The organism is Exiguobacterium sp. s64, assembly GCF_018618035.1.
GTDB lineage: Bacteria > Bacillota > Bacilli > Exiguobacteriales > Exiguobacteriaceae > Exiguobacterium > Exiguobacterium mexicanum_A.
Map to the genome: position 1 here is coordinate 219796 of NZ_JACSLH010000003.1, position 17421 is coordinate 237216.

A 17421-nucleotide genomic window follows, 5' to 3' on the forward strand; every position below is an offset into this window, starting at 1 on the left:
ATATCAAATTAAATTCGATTTACAAGTCGAATGACGGAATTTTTTTCGAATAACAAAGAAAGGCGTCCCGACCTAACGAGTAGACGGGACGAGGGTCAGACACTTTTCTTATATGGATACAGGAACGAGTCAAGATCTTCGGCGGGCATCGGCTTGTTGTAATAGTAGCCTTGCGCTTGGTTGCAATCCTCGGCCTTGAGGAAGGCGACTTGTGCTTTCGTCTCGACCCCTTCGGCGATGACGTTCAGACCGAGCTCGTGCGCCATCCGGATGATCGTCTTGACGAGGGCGGCGTCCTTCGAATCCGTCTCGATGTTTTTCGTGAAGTGTTGGTCGATTTTCAGCGTGTCGATCGGGAACAGCTTCAAGTAGCTGAGAGACGAGTAGCCGGTGCCAAAGTCGTCAATCGACAAGTGGACGCCAAGGGCGACGAGTTCCTCCATCGTCTCGATGGCACTTTGCGCGCTCTGGATGACGGTCTCGGTCAACTCGAGCTCGAGGTATTCCGGTGCGAGCCCGCTCGCCTCGAGCGCCTGGCTGACAATGTCCGGCAAATCCTTTTGCGCGAACTGGAGCGCCGAGATGTTGACGGCGACGCGGAACGGTTCGACGCCCGCATCCTGCCACGCCTTGTTCTGCCGGCAAGCCTCGTTCAAGACGTACTCGCCGAGACGATGAATGCTGCCGGTCTCCTCGGCAATCGGGATGAACTCGGCCGGGGAGATCATGCCGAGCTCGGGATGTGTCCAACGCACGAGCGCCTCGACACCGATGAGCACCTCGGTCTCGAGATGTACTTGCGGCTGATAATGAATCGAGAACTCGCCGCGACCGATGCCTTTCCGGAGCGCCATCGCGAGATGTGACTTGCGCGCGACAGACTCGTTCATGTCTTTCGTGAAGAACTGGAAGCCGTTCTTGCCGTCCTCTTTCGCCCGATACATGGCGATGTCGGCGTTCTTCAACAAGTCATCGGCCGTCCGCCCGTCGGACGGATAGAGGCTGATGCCAATCGATAGGCTCGTGAACACGTCCTCACTTTCGAGCAAGAACGGTTGGTTCAACGCGTTCGTAATCTGTTGGGCGCGGTGGGCGGCTAAGTTGCTGCCGGTGTTCGGCGACAGGATGACGAACTCGTCCCCGCCGAGACGGGCGAGCGTGTCGCTCTTATTGATCGTCGTCAACAGCCGGTCCGTCACTTGGCGCAAGAAGACGTCGCCTGATGAGTGGCCGAATCGATCGTTGATGACCTTGAAGTTGTCGAGGTCAATGTAAAACAACGAGAATGTCGACTCGCTGCCTTGGGAAAGCAAGGCGTCGAGCCGGTCGTTGAACAGGCGTCGGTTCGGTAGGCCGGTCAGCGTGTCCAAATAGACGAGGTCGTTAATTTGTTCTTCGATTTGCTTCCGTTCACTAATATCTCGGATGATGCTGCTAAAGAAGAGACCCGCCTCTGTCTCCCACGTCCCGAGCGACATCTCGAACGGGAACTCGGTCCCGTCTTTTCGCAAGCCGACGAGCTCGACCGTACGGCCGATGACGTTTGCTTCGCGCGTCTCGCGATAGCGTTTCATGCCTTGTTCGTGTGCGACTTTAAAGCGCTCGGGCATGATGAGCGTGATCGATTCCCCGAGCACCTCGCATGCAGCATATCCGAATAGGCGCTCAGCCCCGTGGTTCCATTGCACGATGCGCCGTTCGGCATCTGCGACGATGATGGCATCGTTCGCCGACTCGATGACGGACTGGAACTTCGTTTCGAGTTCGATGGACTGACGCTCAAGCTGCTTCTCATTGCGAAGCGAAATCAGCATCAGCACGAACAGCGTCGTGACACTGCCGCCGATCCAGAAGGCGAGGAGCGTGCTGTCCATCGAGAAGCCAGTCAGTACTTGTGGCTTCGCGAGCGGGGTGAATTCGGCCGCGCCCATGCCGATGTAGTGCATCCCCGAGACGGCGAGCCCGATCAAGAGCGAGCAGACGAGTCTCCGCCAATGGAACCGTGACACGTCCGGGAGTGAGAACAAGAGATACAGTCCGACGAGCGAGGCAATGAACGCGACGACGGCCGATAATAGCCACATGACCGGGTCGTACGTCAATACAGCGTTCATCTGCATCGCTTCCATGCCGACGTAATGCATCGACACGATGCCGATGCTGATGAAGACGGCGCTGATGACGAGATCGCGCGGTCGCGCCGTCTGTCGGCTGACGATATAGAAGGCGAACCCGGCCGAGATGATGGCTGGAATGATTGAGGCGATGACGATACCGATATGGTAGGATACGTCGGCCTCTAAATGGAATGCCAACATCCCGATGAAATGCATCGCCCAAATGCCGAGCCCGAGACTGAGGGCTCCGGCGCTCACCCAACGGATGCGCGAGACTCGTTCGGCATATTTGAGCCGACTGCTAATATCGAGCGAGACGAAGGCCGAGAAGACGGCGACGGCGATGGATAACAAGACGAGGGGAAGACTGTATGTACTATGGAGATGGTGTTCGATGGGGACCAAACCTTTCTTTAATAATATCGGGACAAATGGACGAAAACGGACAGTTTCTCAAAAATGAGCTTTCCTAGCATAGCATATTTGTCTTGACGTGAAGGGAATATTTTCCCCGGTGGGTCAATGGTTTGGCACATTGTCCGAAGGAACGATCAGTCTTTGATTGCGGAATTTTTTTCGAAACGGTATCGTAAAAAGAAAAAGGGTGAGACACATGGAATCGATGAACGGCCTGGCCCGCATCCGTGGGGCCTATACGACACTGAGCAAGAAAGAGCAACGCATCGCCGACTATATCTTGAAACAGCCCGAACGCATCATCCACCATACGATCAACCAAGTTGCCGACGACCTAGACGTCGCCGAGTCGACCGTGTTCCGTTTCTGTCAGCGCGTCGGCTTTAAAGGCTATCAGGCGCTGAAAATCGCGCTCGCCACCGACGTCGTCGCGCCGCTCCAAGATATCCATGAAGACATCTCGAACAAAGACACGCCACATGAGATCGCCGAGAAAATTTTCACCTCGAACGTAAAGACGCTCGAGGCGACACGGCAAATCTTGGACGCAGCCTCGCTCGACAAATCGGTCGCCCTGCTGCTGTCGGCAAAGCGCATCGAGTTCTTCGGGAGCGGGGGCTCGGCCGTCATCGCGCTCGACGCCTATCATAAGTTCGTCCGGAGCGGTCTGTTCGTCACGGCGAACCTCGAGTCGCACATGCAGCTCATGTCGGCGTCCCAGCTGACGAAAGATGATGTCGCCGTCCTCATCTCACACTCGGGTGCCTCGAAAGACACGCTCGATGTGGCGAAAGTGTTGAACGAGCGCGGCGTGCCGACGATTGCGATCACGAACTACGCGAAGTCACCGCTGTCGAAGCTGTGTGACGTCGCCCTCTATACCGTGTCGCAAGAGACGGAGTTCCGCTCCGAGGCGCTCGCCTCCCGAATCGCCGAGCTCAGTCTGATTGACGCCTTGTTCACCGTCGTCATGATGCGACGCGGGGAAGAGGGGAGGGAATCGCTCCAGAAGATGCGCGAAGCCATCTCGCTCCGGCGCATGTGAAAAGGCTGACCCTCGGGCCAGCCTTTTTCTTATTTCCGTTTGATTTGATCGGCGACTTTCTTGACGACTTTCTCGACACTGCCCGGGGCGTCCAAATCGTGATGGAGCGTCTTGTCCGGGATGTCCATGACCGGCTTCTGGCCTTGCGGGGCCGGATCGCTCAAATAGACGAAGTCGCCGGCACCGTCCGGCGCGCTGCCGGTCGCCCATTTGCCTTGGCTCGACTCGTCGCCTTCCGACAAGTCCCAGAACTCGAGGCCGTGTTTCTCGGCTTCTTTCTCGTCTTTCGCCGGGAAACTTGCTGGCACGATGACGCCGTTCTTCTCTTCGAGCTCATCGATGGCCGCCATCCATTGATATTGGTGGTAGCGGTCACGGGCGAGCATCTTGCGGAACACTTTCCGGACGCCTTCGTCTTTCGTCATATGGTACAGACGGGCGACTTGGAGCCGGCCTTGCGTCTCGGCGTGTAAGTTCGAGCGCATGTCGGCGAGCAAGTTCCCACTCGCGACGATATACGACCCGTTCCACGGCACCCCATTCGAGTTCGTCGGCAGTCCGCCGAGCCCGCTGACAATCAAATGCTGGGGGTTCATCCCGCCAAGGATGGCTGCCGTCGCCGGGTCTTTCGCCGCCTCGGCCTGGTCGTCCGGTGACGCCCCGTCGAGCAGTTGCGAGATGAGGGCACAGAGCATCTCGACATGGCCAATTTCCTCGGTCCCGATGTCCATGAGCATGTCCTTATACTTTTCTTCTCCGCGGCAGTTGAAGCCTTGGAACAAGTACTGCATCATGACGGTCATTTCCCCGAACTGACCGCCGAGCACCTCTTGGATTTGCAGGGCGAGCTGTGGGTCGGGACGATCGACTTTCACTTCGAACTGCAATTCCTTCTGATGACGAAACATGGAACTCCTCCTTTTTTGAACAACTTGTGAATGAACGACAAAGATATAGTTCCACTATCAAAATAAATAAAAAACCTAAAATTTTGAAAAGATTTGGCAGATACAGGTGTGGGTATGAGCATTGTCAGAGGGTTATAAAGTGCAAAAGGGTGGAATTAGTATAAACAGATTGATTTTTGCTTACACAGAGAGGAACGACAGACATGAATAACCTTAACTTCTTGACGACCGAGCACTACGATGTGTTCAAACAGTTGGCCCAGCGCCTCGTTAATCCCGGAGACGTCAAGAAAGAGTATTTCTCCGCCCTTTATGTGATCGCCGGGAATGAGCGGGTGCGGAATCTATTGTTGCCGTATATGGATCTTGAGCAAGGCAAAATCAGTACGGCCAATATTATCGACGACAACACGTTCGAGAAGCAGGATTTCATTCTCGTCAAACTCGTCATCCATCTGTACAACAACAAGGAGTGGGTGCTCCCGACCGAGCTGATCACATTGCCGGAAGTGGACTACCAGCTTGCGATGCAAGCCATCACCCTTTGCCGTGACCAACAGTTCGATGAGATTGTCATCACGAGCGACCAAGAGACCTGAGCCAGGTCTCTTTTTTTGTTTCTCGTTCTCGAATGAAGGGTAATTCATCCATGCATTCGAAACCGTTGAATTTTCTTGGAGGAGGGACACGTATGTTACAAGATTTTCCGAAATCGTATTGGCGCGACGTCGAGGTGAAGACGCTGAAACCGCTCAATGAAGACGTACGGACCGAGGTCGTCGTGGTCGGGGCTGGCATCGTCGGCGTACTTGCCGCACTGCAGTTGGTTGAGCAAGGCAAGCAGGTTGTTCTAGTCGAAGCGGCCCGTTTCGCGACGGGCACGACTGGTTACACGACGGCGAAAGTGTCGGCCCAGCACGGCGTCGTCTACACCGAACTGGTCAAATCGCTCGGTGAAGACAAGGCGCGACTGTATTACGAGGCGAACATGGACGCGCTCCGTTTCCTCGAGGAGCAAGTCGACACACTGAACATCGACTGTGATCTCGAGCGCCAGCACGCCTATATGTATTCACTCTCCTCGTCGAGCTCGGCGAAACTGCTCGAGAAAGAAGAAGAGGCGTATGAACAACTCGGGATTGACGGCGGTGACGCCACGGACGAAGTGAACGGTCTGTTGCCATACGACGTCAAGAAGGCGACCGTCATGCGCGACCAGCTCCAACTCCATCCGGTCAAATACTTACAAGGGCTGATGGACCGGTTCCTCGAGCTCGGTGGGACATTCTATGAGATGACCCGGGTGACCGGCATCGAATATGGGACGCCGAACCGACTTGATACAATCACGGGCCACACGATCGAGGCACATGACGTCGTCGTCGCGACCCACTTCCCGTTCAACGACTTCAAAGGCCTCTATTTCGCGAAGATGGAAGTCGAGCGTTCATACGTCGTCTCGGCCGAGGTCGACATGTTCCCGGAAGGCATGTTCATCAGCGTCGACAAGCCGAGCCGTTCGCTTCGGCACGTCAAACTCGACAATGGCAAGAAGATGGCCATGTTCGGGGGCGAGAACCATTTGACGGGCCATAAGGAAGAGACGTTGGCCTGTTACGAGAAGCTCGGCGATTTCGGGACACGGCATTTCGGTACCGAGACGTTCAGCCACCATTGGTCGGCCCAAGATTTGATCACGCTCGACAAAGTGCCGTACATCGGGCGGATGACGAACGATACGCCGCATGTGTTTGTCGCGACCGGCTTCTCGAAATGGGGGATGAGCCAAGGCATCGTGGCGGCCCGTCTCATCGTCGATTTGATTTTGAACCAGCCGAACCGCTACGAGGACCTATATGACCCGACTCGGTCGAAATGGAAGCTCGCGGACGCGGCCCGGTTCATTAAGACGAATGCCGACGTGGCCAAGGAACTCGTCAAAGGCAAACTGAAGCCGACGGACAAACGAGTGGATGAGCTCGGGCTCGATGAAGGTGCCATCGTCAAACATAATGGCGAACACGTCGCTGCCTACCGGAATCCCGACGGCCACGTCTCGATGGTCGGGTCGGCCTGTACGCATATGGGCTGTACCGTCAACTGGAACCAGGCCGAGCGGTCGTGGGACTGTCCTTGCCACGGCTCGCGTTTCAAACCGAACGGGGAAGTCATTGAAGGACCGGCCGTCAAATACCTTCCGGACAAGGCATGAAATCAATTTGTAAATATTTCTAGAAAATCATGAGATCAAGTCATTACCGAAGCCGACTTGAGGTCCAGCATTTAACAGTCCACCTTTCCATTGTGATGGTTTGACTCTCATCATGTTCGTCCGATAATGACCGTGAAACTTTTCGTTTGAATAGTTATGGGAACGGAAAGAGGGTCCATGTACAAACGCCATCACGGGGAAAGGGGGAACATCGATGCAAGTGAATCATGGAAAAGCGCTGAGTCTGAAACTAGGGACGTTACTCGTCGTGTTCATCATGATTTTGACGCTCGGGTTCGATGTCCCATGGTACCACGCCGCTTGGATCTCGATAGCGGTCGGACTGATCGCCTATGGGGTGGGCGACATGTTCGTATTACGGAAATTCGGTAACTTGATTGCGACAGCGGCCGATTTCGGCCTCGTCTTCTTCTTGACGTGGTTCTTCCTGTGGATTCTCGACTTCGATATCGGGACCGAGACGAGTTTCGTATTGCTTGCGCTGTACACGGCGTTAGTGACCGCGGTCGTCGAGTTCGTGTTCCACGGTTGGTTGCTCAAGCATAAGCGCGAAGAAGCGCACATTCATTCGACACGCTAAAAGGAGGAACGGACATGGCTAAAAACAAACTCGCCATCCATGAAGTGTTAGAGATTCATGAGATGTTGACGCTGAAGCAAGCGGGGCTCGTCAAAGGATACGTGAGCGAACCGCTCATCAAGGACGAGAAGTTGCAGAAGATCGCCCGCAAACATTTGAAGAACACCGAGCAAGCGATCAGTGAACTGAAACAACTGTTGCCGAAGAAGGCATAAGGAGGAGAGACGGATGGGAATCACGGAAAACTTGAAACGGGCTAGCAAACAACGGGACGAATTGATTGCGACCGATCTGCTCATCACGGCGAAGTCGGCCGTCCGCGCCTATGCGGTGGCCGTGACCGAGACGGCGTCACCCGAGGTCCGGAAAGTGCTCATCAAACAATTGAACCAAGCGATCGAAGACCATGCCGAGATCGCCGACTATATGATCAAGAATGACATGTACATGGCGTATGATATCGAGAAGCAGTTGAAGCACGACAAAGCGAAAGTCGACAAGGCGAACGAATTGATCAAGAAGTAAGGGCCGACGGAAACGTCGGCTTTTTTCGTTTCATCAGGAAGGACCCGTGGTATCGGATAAGGACTATACGTGAGGGAGGAACCATTCATGTCCGTGAATACGACGATGCTCGCCATCGTGCTCGTCCTGATGGTGTCGACGATTGCCGCCCCGTTCCTGTTCATCTTGTACCTCTGACGGAAGGACCGCCACCAGCGCGAGCATTCCGTCCTTCGGAACTTCCCGATCCTCGACAAGGTGCGCTACATCTTGGAGAAGGTCGGACCTGAGATGCCCCAATACTTGTTCTTGAACGACAACGAGTCGAAACCGTTCTCCCGGAACGACTACAAGGCGGCTGTGATTTCCGGAAAATATAAGTCGCGCATCATCGGATTCGGTTCGGAGCGGGACTTCGAAGGCGGCGCTCCCGTATGTGCATCAACTACTCTTGCAATATGGGATTCGTGACCGTATCACCTTGTTCGCCTCCGGCAAGCTCGTCACGGCAGACAAAATTGCCGTCGCGCTCGCACTCGGGGCCGACTGCATCAATATCGCCCGTGGGCTCATGTTCAACGTCGGCTGTATCCAGGCGCAAGTGTGCCATACGAACCGATGCCCGGTCGGCGTGGCGACGACCGAACCGAAACTGCAGCACGCCCTCGTCGTCGACGAGAAGAGCTTACGCGTGACGAACTACATCATCTCGCTCCGGGAAGGACTCTACAACATGACGGCCGCGGCCGGCCTCGACACACCGACGAAGCTGTCGCTCGAGCATGTCGCTTACAAGTATCCCGACGGTCGGGTGAAGCGGGGCGAGGAATTATTCGATGGACAGGCGAAAGACGGATGACCGCGGTCATCCGTCTTGTTGTGTGAGCTGGTGGAACAGTTTGGCATACAGTCCCATCCCGATGAGCGCCGACAGCAAGATGAGTGTGAAGACGGAGAGCGGGGACACGAAACCTGAGACGAGTACCGTCACCGGCGCAAGGAACTTGCCGATCGTGTTTTGGAGCGTATCGGCCGCGAGATATTGGCCGCGTGATTCGGTCGGGGCGTAGCGGCTGACGAAGCTTTGGCTGACCGGAGAGCGGATCAACTCGCCGAACGTGAACACGGTCGTGACGACGAGCAAATACCAGATGTTCGACGAGAAGGCGACGAGGAACGTCCCGAAGCCGGCGAGGAACGTCGACAAAAGGAAGACACGTCGTTCGTCCCACGCTCGGAACACGCGCGTGACAGGAATGATGAAGACGACGAACAAGAGCCCGTTATAGGCGACGAGCCAGCCGAACAGGACGGTGTTCGAGACGTCGAACGTGGCCGGGGCCTGTTCAATCAAATAGACCGGTACATACACGTCGAGTTGCATGATGGGGATCAAGGCGAATATGCCGGCAATCAAATAGAGGCGGAACAACGGATCGCGCAAAATCGTCGCATACGAACGCCCTTGGGTGCGGAATGTTTTGGCGACCGTCTTCTCAGGTGAGCCCGGCCGTGTCTCACGGGTGAGCGCCGCGAGCAGCACTCCGTATCCGAACAGGACGAAGGCACAGCCTAATAGGAGCGCTTGGCGATGCTCGAAGAAGAGGACCGCCCCGAGGATCGGACCGAGCACGGCGCCGATATTGTTCGACGCCATGAACGTCGCGAACACGTCGCGTAAATGTTCGGTTGGCACGAGGTCGGCGACCATGGCCGAGCTGGCCGGTTTATAGATCGCGCCCATGAAACCGATGCCGATATAGGTGACATAGTCGACGTAGGCGTTCGTCGAGAAGGCGAACGCGAGGAATAAGACCCCTTGCGCGAACGTCCCGACGAGCATGACGGGACGGCGTCCGATCTCGTCAGCCAGCGAACCGCCGATTAAGCTACCGATTAGAAGAAACAGCGGTGGTACGGCCATGAGTAGACCGGCCAGCTCGACGCCGAGCGTTTGGGCAAAATAGACGGTGATGAACGGGAAGTACATCCAAAACAACAGATTGAACAGGCCTTCGCCGAACAAGCGGACCTTCAGGTTGAGGTCCCAGCGGTATGATTCCATCGTTTTGCTCCTTTCAAGAGTCTATCTTTACTGTAGGGAGTTGGACCGAGAAAGAATAGACTTATGTTGCGGGATTTGCTAAGATAAAAATAGAAAAAGCGAATATATAGGCGCTTGTTTGCGCTGTACCATAAAACGAACATATGTTTGTTTAACCTTGTTAAAACGACCCATCATCACATAGATGAAGGGTCGTTTTTGACATAACATGACGAATATCCCTTCGTTAAACCGGGAACACTTAACTGTTGATCATCTAAGGAGGGATTCGATGAAAGCCTTATTCTTGAACTGTTCGTTGAAAGGCGGGGACACGACCTCGCATACGGAAGGATTGATGAAGGATATCATCCCGCACTTCGATAAGCTCGGGGTCGACTCGGAGATCGTCCGTGTCGTCGACTACAACGTCGCGTTCGGCGTGACCGAGGATGAAGGGGACGGGGATGCATGGCCCCAGATCTTCGAGAAAGTGAAGGCGGCCGACATCCTCATCATCGGGACACCGCTTTGGCTCGGCGAGAAGAGTAGCATCGCCACGCAAGTCATCGAGCGGTTGTATGGGGGCAGCGCCTTAACGAACGACAAAGGTCAGGCCATCTACTACAACAAGGTCGGCGGTGTCGTCGTGACGGGGAATGAGGACGGGGCGAAACATGCCTGTGCTTCGATCCTGTATGGCCTGTCACATATCGGCTTCACCGTCCCACCGAACGTCGACGCATATTGGGTCGGTGAGGCCGGACCGGGTGACTCGTACATCGATGCCGGGCGCGACAACGCCTTCACGAAAAAGAATGGACGCGTCATGGCGTACAACTTGTACCATTTCGCGAACCTATTGAAGCAGACGCCGATCCCGGCGGAAGGCAATACAATGGAATGAGAAAGGCGGCCTCGGCTGCCTTTTTTGATGCTTATTCACCGAAGAATGGACGAGTGTCGCTTGGATGTTCAGGTTCTCCGTAGAGTTTGATTCGTTTCTCCATCCACGTTTTCTGCCGCATCATGTAATCGATAATGTGTTCGATAAAGTTCTCGTTGATTAAGCAAGGCTCGAACCGGAGGACATGTTCATAAGAATGCGGTCCGACGCACAGGAAGCCGGGCGGGAACCAGGCTGTTCTCAAACGACTTATTTCATCTAATACTCGAATGACAAAAAAAGCCTCGTCTACTTCCTGTTGATACATCATTTGGAACGAGATCTCCCCACCGTCGGGGAACGTGCGTGTTAATTTGAGTATGGTCATCGGTCCATACAGCATCGTCTCTCCTTCGAATTGGAAACGATGATCTTGTTCACTGATGCGAAGCGCTTGGTCGGCGATTCGATTGAAGGTGTAATCGACATCTCGCCAATCGTTCGTCTGTTGGCGAAAAAGGATTTCCCTTGTGGTTTTGTGTAGATTTTTCGAGACGTTTAACGGATATTCATGAAGTTTCAACATGTTTTTCCACTCCTTGTTCAACACAAGATACGGTGCTCCTTTCATCATAAGCTAGTTTTAAAGGTTAGAATTTTACAGATTATAGTATATTTAAGACGTTAATCGCTGTACTTTCCATTCGTAGTAACATTTTCCTTGAAAATTATAAAAGAGACATTTGCCACAGTAGAAAATATTGCGCAAAAAACAGAAATATTTCAGTCGAATCGTGGACTGAGATCTTTTTTTACAATCAGCGATGCAAACATAAAAAAAGACGCTCGAAGGCGCCTTTAAGAGATTTGCTCACGATCAGAGCGAGTACTAATTTGATCTCACTATTTTTTCTCAACCGCATGCCCGCCGAACTCGTTCCGCAGCGCGGCGACGACTTTCCCGGAGAACGTGTCCTCTTCGAGCGAACGTTGCCGCATCATGAGCGACATCGCGATGACCGGAGCCGGCACGCCGTACTCGAGCGCCGTCTCGACCGTCCATTTTCCTTCTCCTGAGGCATGCATGACCCCTTTAATCTCGTCGAGTTTCGCATCCTTATGGAACGCGCTCTCGGTCAGCTCCATCAGCCATGAGCGGACGACCGAGCCGTGGTTCCAGACGCGGGCGACTTGCTCGTGGTCGTATTCGAACGGGCTCTTCTCAAGAATCTCGAACCCTTCGGCGATCGCCTGCATCATCCCGTACTCGATACCGTTATGGATCATCTTCAAGAAGTGACCACTGCCACTCGGTCCGGCGTACAAGTAGCCGTTATCCGTCGACACGTCGTCGAGCAACTCCTCGATTTTGCCGAACGCCTCCAAATCCCCACCGATCATCGTACAGGCGCCGTGTCGTGCCCCTTCCATGCCGCCACTCGTCCCGACGTCAAAGAAGTAGATGAGCTTGTCTTTGAACTGCTCGGCCCGTCGCATCGACTCTTTATAGTTCGAGTTCCCGCCGTCGATGACGATATCCCCCGGAGACAACAACGCATGCAGGTCGTTCAAGACGTGCTCGGTCACGTCGCCCGCCGGTACCATCACCCAGATGACACGCGGCGCCTTCAGCCCTTCGACGACTTCTTCGAGCGAATGTTTTGTCTCGAACTGGCTCGTCGACACGTTGCCCGGGTCGTAGCCGAGCACGTGGTGTCCACTGTCCGTCAAGTTGAGCGCCAAGTTCAACCCCATCTTCCCAAGTCCGATCATCCCTAATTCCATATCGGTTCACCCCGTTCGTTGTAGTGGTTTCCTTATAAGGGTTACCCGAAATAGATGGACTTCAAAAGAGGGGCTTCACTTCATCGATGCGGTAGGCGAGGATTGACCCGACCTTCACTTGCTTCCCGTCACTCAAGTTGACGAAGTCATTCAAAGGACTCGCGACCTTTAACGTCTTCTCGAACGTGGATGATGCCTCATGAATCGAACCTCCATATACGATAAATGAACAAAGCTCATCTTTCTCTAAAAAACACGTGACGACATAACGCATCTGCCGATTCCTCCGACCATTAAATGGATTTATTTTTACAATTTTAATACGAACAATACAATTATTACAAAAAATCATCCATTTGTCCTATGATGCTTTTTAAATATAAGGAAACAGACCTAAAAAAACACACATTCGACTAAATATTGACATGAAATTGCAGAAGTCCTACTCCGAAAACAGGACCTTATACATATGAGTGAAAAGTGAGGACGGTTTCAGCTATACCAAGGCGTGGTACTCTTACAAAGGAATGTTGGCAGAAGGCTAAACTATTCATAAGGGAAATCCGATATTTAAAAACGAATGAATATTTCGACATCATTCAGCAATTATTTACCTTTTTTAGAAAAAAACATAGAGTCGAAATAAGTTGCGTGATAAACTAAAACCTGGTCTATTTCATTCAAGGGTTCGAGGAAAGGTGTTATGTCATGGAAGAGCAAAAGAAAAAGAGAGTTAAGAAACGTCGTAGAAAGAATTCGCCCGCCAAACGTATCGCGATGATTGCGGGAATCGTAGTAGGGTTGTTCCTGCTCATCGGAGTCGGGGTGGCTACATACCTATATAATCAAGTCGATTCGACCGTCGAACGGTTGAATGAGTCGACGGGCCTTAGCCCAGAACGTATGACGACAGAAGCCATCAAGGACAAGAAGCCGATCTCGGTCCTTCTCCTCGGTGTCGATCGTCGTGCCGACGAGCAAGGTCGCAGTGACTCGATCATTGTCATGACGCTCAACCCGAACACGGATCAAAGCGCGATGCTAAGCATCCCGCGTGACACGAAGACGGAAATCGTCGGCAAAGAGACGTCTGATAAAATCAACCATGCTTACGCGTTCGGTGGGGCCGAGATGGCGCTCGACACGGTCGAGAACTTGCTCGACATCCCGATTGATTACGTGGCTGAAGTCGACATGAAAGGCTTCCAAGACACGGTCGACCTGCTCGGCGGCGTCAACGTGACGAACAACTTGGCGTTCACGTCAGGTGAGCATACGTTCGAGCCGGGCGCACTGACGCTCAACGGTTCAGAGGCGCTCGCGTATACGCGCATGCGTTATGACGACCCGAGCGGGGACTTCGGTCGCCAGGAGCGCCAACGCGACGTCATCACGGCGCTCGTCAATAAAGGCAAAGACGACTTCTCGATCTCGAAATTCAACAACATGCTCGACGTGCTCGGCAACAACGCCAAGACGAACATGACGTTCAAAGACATCCGGACGCTCTCGAGCGACTACATGGCTGCTTTCAAAAACCAGGACGTCCTTCGCCTCGAAGGAACGGGCGGGAAAGAAAGCGACGGCATCTATTACTGGAACCCGGACGCCGCTTCACTCGAAGACGTGAAGTCGTATCTCGGACAATTGATGGAACAGTGACGCTTCGCCTCATCCAATCGGATGAGGCGTTTTAATATGTGCGATAATAAGAAGAAAAGGAGTGACCCGCGTGCTCGACCGCCTGATCCGTCTCGTCATCGACGTCCGCCATCGGTTCAAGGACCACCATATCAACGACTATAGCGCGACGCTCGCGTTCTTTTGGTTTCTTGCCATCTTCCCGACGTTCGTCCTCTTGTTCGCCGTCATGGCGTGGTTCGGAATCGACGATGCCTTGTTGATCGAACAGATCGAGATTCTCATTCCGGGTTCGAGCGTGCGCGACATGCTGTCAATCGTCTATGACGTCAGCGGCAACATCAACGCCGGTCTTGTCTCCATCGGGGCCATCATTGCCGTCTGGTCGGCGTCGAACGGGACGGCCCGTCTCGTCAAACTGACCGTGTTCGCCTACGGGGAGACGGAGGCCCGGAGCTACGTCGTCCGTCGTTTGATTGGTTTGCTCACGCTCATCGCCTTCAGCGTCGGTGCCGTCATCTTGATCGTGTTTCATATCTTCGGCCGTGAGTTTGTCGAGCTCATGTATACGTGGTTTCCGCGGCTCGAGGACTTCGACCGGTTGGCGACACTCACCCGGTATACGGTGTCGACCGTTATCCTCATCTTCGCGTTCTCGCTGTTCTATAAGATTGCCCCGCAGCAACGCGTCCGCTTCATCGAGACGCTCCCAGGTGCCGTCTTTGCCGTCATCTCCTGGCAGATGCTGTCGACGGGCTATAGCGTCTACGTCGACCAGTTCTCGATATTTGGTGATACGTATGGGACGATCGGCATCGTCATCCTGCTACAAATCTGGCTCTACTTGACGGCGGCGACGATGCTGCTTGGGGCCGAAATCAACGCGGCCTGGCCCGACCACATGCGGCGTGCTCGCTATCAGACACATTTCCCGTGAAAATTGAAAAGATATGGTTAGCATTTTTTGACAACGTGCTATAATACAACACGTGAAGCGGGAATTATATCCATATCTAACGATTTTGAAAGCAGGTGCACGCATGGCGAGACATAAGAAAAAATCACGCTGGAAAAAAGTGTTGGCGATTACGCTCGGCGTCCTGACGGTCTTCCTCGTCGCCGGGGGGTTGTTCATCTGGTCGATGTACCGGGACGTCAATGAGACGGTGACGAAAGTGAACGACAATTTGGAAATCAGCGAAGAACGGAAACAAGTCGAGACGATTGAGCAAAAAGAATCGGTATCGGTGTTACTGCTCGGGATTGACCGCCGCGACGGGGAGCAGGGACGGAGTGACTCGATCATCGTCATGACGCTCAACCCGACGACGGACGAAGGGGCAATGCTCAGCATCCCACGCGATACGAAGACGGAAATCGTCGGGAAGGGCATGAACGATAAGATTAACCACGCCTACGCGTTTGGTGGAGCCGAGATGGCGATGGATTCGGTGGAAGCGCTCTTGGATATCCCGATCGACTACGTCGTCGAGGCGGACATGGAGGCGTTCACCGAGGTCGTCGACGCGCTCGGTGGCATCACAGTGACGAACAACTTTGCGTTCTCGTCGGATGGCTACTCGTATCCGGTCGGACAGGTCGATTTAAACGGCGCCTCGGCGTTGTCATACGCCCGTATGCGTTATGACGATCCGAACGGGGACTTCGGTCGGCAGGAGCGGCAACGCGCCGTCGTCGCGGCCATCGTCGAGAAGGGGCGTTCCGACTTCTCGGTCGACAAAGTGACGAAGCTGCTCGACGTCGCCGGCAACCGGGCCAAGACAAACATCGAGTTCAATGAGCTCGTGGCATTATCGACGGACTATATGAAGGCGTTCCGTAACGCCAGCACGCTCCGCATCGAAGGAGCGGGCGGTCTGGAGTCCGACGGCATCTATTACTGGCATCCGAATGAAGCCTCGCTCGCTGATGTCCAAACTGAGCTGCAGCGCTTGATGAACTAAGCCATTCCTTGTGGGATGGCTTTTTTTGCGTTTGAAAATCGTTTATCGGTGGGAGTGATAAAGAGACACTGAGGAGGGATCACATGCTTTGGGAAACTGTTGAACCGATCATCAATCAATTAGAGGACGCCCATACATCGGAAGACTGGCAAGAGTTGTTCGCCAAGTGGGACGGCCATCATTGGCATGACGGGGAGAGTGTGAGTGAAAAGACAAGCGTCCTCATGATCGACGCAAATGAAGTCACGACGAACGGGAGCCCGGACTTGGACGCGCTCCATGACCTGTTGAAGGAACACGTCCAGGCGTCAATCAGCGACTTATATCTCGTCTCACTGTTCCCGTATCAAGCGAAACCGACCGATACGGCCATCAATCCGCGCATCCGGTTATACGAGGACCTCGGACGTTTCAAGCATGAGTTCGAGCTCATGTACGACATCGAGCCCGACGTCTATAACGAGTTACAGTTCAATTTGCTCGAGGAGACGGACGCTTTCATCGAGCGGCTCGCCCAAGGCGCGACGAAGCTGCGTGTCCATGTGCAGTCGTTCCGAGGTATGCCGGAGGAGAGCATCCAGCGCGTCATCGAACTATGGCACGCGGTGCTCCATCACTATAAGCCGCACGGCCAATTGATTCTCGCCTATGAAGGAGACGTCCAGGAGCTCGGCTCGTACATTAGCGTCGCCGATGCCATCTGTCACTTCGACCTCGCGTCGCATACGATGCTCGCCTTCGCGCAAGGCGACGCCAACAAGTTGTCCGCTTGGGCGAACCGGATTGAGACGCCAGGAGAAGGGAAGACGTACTTCAACTTCTTGTCGATCCATGAACGTGACCCGTTCGAGAAAAACTTGATTGAGCCGAGCGTCGACATGATTCTCGCAGCGCACAGCATCTTGTTCTCGCTCCAAGGCATACCGACCGTCGATTATCGGACGTTGCTCGGTGTCCAGACACCGGTCGACCATGACGCGCTCATCCAAGAGCTGAAAACCGATCCATATCGCCTGCAAGTGTTCTCCGGCATCATCAGCCAATTGAACGTCAAACGGACACATCCGGCGTTCTCGCCTTATGCCGAGCAGCGGATCGATACGTCCGATAAGCGCATCTTCACGGTCGAGCGGAAAGGTGAAGGAGAGACGCTCATGTTGTATACGAACGTCAGCAGTGAGCCGGTGACGGTGCAAACGAGCGGGACGAACCTGTTCACAGGTGAGCCGGTCGAGACGATTGACCTCGATGCGTATGGGTTTGTTTGGGTGAAATCTGAATAGGACTTTTGATTCAA

The 17421-nt window shown here is 53.9% G+C and carries 18 protein-coding genes and 1 pseudogene; 13 read left to right on the top strand and 6 right to left on the bottom strand.

Features of this window, described 5'->3' with window-relative positions:
• Window positions 1–95: 95 nt before the first annotated feature.
• Window positions 96–2522, bottom strand: coding sequence for an EAL domain-containing protein (locus KNP64_RS07130; protein ID WP_256443280.1), 2427 nt, complete (start codon window positions 2520–2522; stop codon window positions 96–98).
• 208 nt (window positions 2523–2730) lie between these two features.
• Between KNP64_RS07130 and KNP64_RS07135 the strand changes: the two genes are divergently transcribed.
• The gene (locus KNP64_RS07135) at window positions 2731–3579 is read left to right on the top strand and encodes a MurR/RpiR family transcriptional regulator (RefSeq protein ID WP_214792322.1); all 849 of its coding nucleotides are present in this window, start codon (window positions 2731–2733) and stop codon (window positions 3577–3579) included.
• Between the two features lie 29 nt (window positions 3580–3608).
• Here KNP64_RS07135 and KNP64_RS07140 read toward each other — a convergent pair whose 3' ends face one another.
• Window positions 3609–4487: a manganese catalase gene (locus KNP64_RS07140; protein ID WP_214792324.1), complete on the bottom strand. Its 879-nt coding sequence runs from the start codon at window positions 4485–4487 to the stop codon at window positions 3609–3611.
• A gap of 203 nt (window positions 4488–4690) precedes the next feature.
• Between KNP64_RS07140 and KNP64_RS07145 the strand changes: the two genes are divergently transcribed.
• The 7 genes and pseudogenes from KNP64_RS07145 to KNP64_RS14975 all read left to right on the top strand — a co-directional run.
• Window positions 4691–5086 (top strand): hypothetical protein, encoded by a 396-nt coding sequence (locus KNP64_RS07145; protein WP_214792326.1) that lies wholly within the window; start codon window positions 4691–4693, stop codon window positions 5084–5086.
• Window positions 5087–5178: 92 nt separating this feature from the next.
• Window positions 5179–6699 (top strand): FAD-dependent oxidoreductase, encoded by a 1521-nt coding sequence (locus KNP64_RS07150; RefSeq protein WP_214792328.1) that lies wholly within the window; start codon window positions 5179–5181, stop codon window positions 6697–6699.
• 214 nt (window positions 6700–6913) lie between these two features.
• Entirely contained in the window at window positions 6914–7300 is a 387-nt protein-coding gene (locus tag KNP64_RS07155) for a DUF2512 family protein (RefSeq protein ID WP_214792329.1), read from the top strand.
• A gap of 14 nt (window positions 7301–7314) precedes the next feature.
• Window positions 7315–7515, top strand: a complete 201-nt coding sequence (locus KNP64_RS07160) for a spore coat protein (protein WP_214708958.1) — start codon at window positions 7315–7317, stop codon at window positions 7513–7515.
• A gap of 13 nt (window positions 7516–7528) precedes the next feature.
• Window positions 7529–7825: a spore coat protein gene (locus KNP64_RS07165; RefSeq protein ID WP_214710790.1), complete on the top strand. Its 297-nt coding sequence runs from the start codon at window positions 7529–7531 to the stop codon at window positions 7823–7825.
• 249 nt (window positions 7826–8074) lie between these two features.
• Window positions 8075–8275, top strand: a complete 201-nt coding sequence (locus KNP64_RS14970; protein WP_371815301.1) for a hypothetical protein — start codon at window positions 8075–8077, stop codon at window positions 8273–8275.
• Window positions 8229–8663 (top strand): annotated as a pseudogene (locus KNP64_RS14975) (glutamate synthase-related protein); the annotation flags it as partial. The gene KNP64_RS14970 and the pseudogene KNP64_RS14975, both read left to right, overlap by 47 nt.
• A 6-nt stretch (window positions 8664–8669) precedes the next feature.
• Here KNP64_RS14975 and KNP64_RS07175 read toward each other — a convergent pair.
• A complete protein-coding gene (locus KNP64_RS07175; protein ID WP_214792331.1) occupies window positions 8670–9869 on the bottom strand; it encodes an MDR family MFS transporter in 1200 nt (399 codons plus the stop codon).
• 271 nt (window positions 9870–10140) lie between these two features.
• Between KNP64_RS07175 and KNP64_RS07180 the strand changes: the two genes are divergently transcribed.
• Window positions 10141–10755: a flavodoxin family protein gene (locus KNP64_RS07180; RefSeq protein ID WP_214710794.1), complete on the top strand. Its 615-nt coding sequence runs from the start codon at window positions 10141–10143 to the stop codon at window positions 10753–10755.
• 31 nt (window positions 10756–10786) lie between these two features.
• On the opposite strand, the gene KNP64_RS07185 is transcribed toward KNP64_RS07180, so the two are convergent.
• The 3 genes from KNP64_RS07185 to KNP64_RS07195 form a co-directional block, all read right to left on the bottom strand.
• Entirely contained in the window at window positions 10787–11320 is a 534-nt protein-coding gene (locus KNP64_RS07185; protein ID WP_214792333.1) for a hypothetical protein, read from the bottom strand.
• A gap of 317 nt (window positions 11321–11637) precedes the next feature.
• Window positions 11638–12519: a phosphogluconate dehydrogenase (NAD(+)-dependent, decarboxylating) gene (gnd, locus tag KNP64_RS07190; RefSeq protein WP_214792336.1), complete on the bottom strand. Its 882-nt coding sequence runs from the start codon at window positions 12517–12519 to the stop codon at window positions 11638–11640.
• A gap of 61 nt (window positions 12520–12580) precedes the next feature.
• A complete protein-coding gene (locus KNP64_RS07195) occupies window positions 12581–12793 on the bottom strand; it encodes a hypothetical protein (protein WP_214754726.1) in 213 nt (70 codons plus the stop codon).
• Between the two features lie 434 nt (window positions 12794–13227).
• On the opposite strand from KNP64_RS07195, the gene KNP64_RS07200 reads away from it, so the two are divergent.
• The 4 genes from KNP64_RS07200 to KNP64_RS07215 all read left to right on the top strand — a co-directional run bounded on the left by KNP64_RS07200 (window position 13228) and on the right by KNP64_RS07215 (window position 17407).
• Window positions 13228–14181, top strand: coding sequence for an LCP family glycopolymer transferase (locus tag KNP64_RS07200; protein ID WP_214792338.1), 954 nt, complete (start codon window positions 13228–13230; stop codon window positions 14179–14181).
• A 70-nt stretch (window positions 14182–14251) separates the two neighbouring features.
• Window positions 14252–15097, top strand: a complete 846-nt coding sequence (locus KNP64_RS07205; RefSeq protein WP_214792340.1) for a YihY/virulence factor BrkB family protein — start codon at window positions 14252–14254, stop codon at window positions 15095–15097.
• 103 nt (window positions 15098–15200) lie between these two features.
• Window positions 15201–16124 carry an LCP family glycopolymer transferase gene (locus KNP64_RS07210; RefSeq protein WP_214792341.1) on the top strand — a complete coding sequence of 308 codons (924 nt, stop codon included), beginning with the start codon at window positions 15201–15203 and terminating at the stop codon, window positions 16122–16124.
• Between the two features lie 83 nt (window positions 16125–16207).
• Entirely contained in the window at window positions 16208–17407 is a 1200-nt protein-coding gene (locus tag KNP64_RS07215) for an alpha-amylase family glycosyl hydrolase (RefSeq protein WP_214792343.1), read from the top strand.
• Window positions 17408–17421: the final 14 nt, after the last annotated feature.